Raw genomic sequence first — 1032 nt, forward strand, 5'->3', positions numbered from 1 at the left:
GCGCTCTAGCGCTAACGTATGGGATCGGTTTTGCGAGTGGATCACCAGCACCGAAAACCGGATTTATATCGGTTGGTTCGGCGTATTGATGATCCCCACCTTGCTAGCCGCTACCGCTTGCTTCGTAATCGCTTTCATCGCTGCGCCTCCAGTGGACATCGATGGTATCCGCGAACCAGTTGCAGGTTCCTTGATCTACGGAAACAACATCATCTCTGGTGCAGTTGTTCCTTCTTCTAACGCGATCGGTTTGCACTTCTACCCCATCTGGGAAGCAGCTTCCTTAGATGAGTGGTTGTACAACGGTGGTCCTTACCAATTGGTAATTTTCCACTTCTTGATCGGTTGCGCTTGCTATCTCGGTCGTCAGTGGGAATTGTCTTACCGCTTGGGTATGCGTCCTTGGATCTGCGTAGCTTACTCTGCACCTTTGGCTTCTGCTACCGCAGTATTCTTGATCTACCCCATCGGTCAAGGTTCATTCTCCGATGGTATGCCTTTGGGTATCTCCGGAACCTTCAACTTCATGATTGTGTTCCAAGCTGAGCACAACATCCTCTTACACCCCTTCCACATGTTGGGTGTAGCAGGTGTATTCGGTGGTTCCTTGTTCAGTGCAATGCACGGAAGTTTGGTTACTTCTTCCTTGGTTCGTGAAACAACCGAAACCGAATCTCAAAACTACGGTTACAAGTTCGGTCAAGAGGAAGAAACCTACAACATCGTTGCCGCCCACGGCTACTTCGGTCGTTTGATCTTCCAATACGCTTCTTTCAACAACAGCCGTTCACTGCACTTCTTCTTGGCTGCATGGCCCGTAGTCGGTATCTGGTTTACCGCATTGGGTATCAGCACAATGGCGTTCAACTTGAACGGTTTCAACTTCAACCAATCAGTAATTGATTCTCAAGGTCGCGTCATTGCTACTTGGGCAGACGTAATCAACCGCGCTAACCTGGGTATGGAAGTAATGCACGAGCGTAACGCTCACAACTTCCCTCTAGACTTGGCTGCTGGTGAAGTTGCTCCTGT

Annotated in this window: 1 protein-coding gene; it reads left to right on the plus strand. The window is 49.5% G+C overall.

Annotation, left to right across the window (positions count from 1 at the left end; all coding sequences use genetic code 11):
* Positions 1–1032: photosystem II q(b) protein (psbA, locus tag BV375_RS00060; protein ID WP_143841905.1), on the plus strand; the 1032-nt coding region annotated here is incomplete at both ends.

Source organism: Nostoc sp. 106C, from assembly GCF_002154725.1.
Taxonomy (GTDB): domain Bacteria; phylum Cyanobacteriota; class Cyanobacteriia; order Cyanobacteriales; family Nostocaceae; genus Aulosira.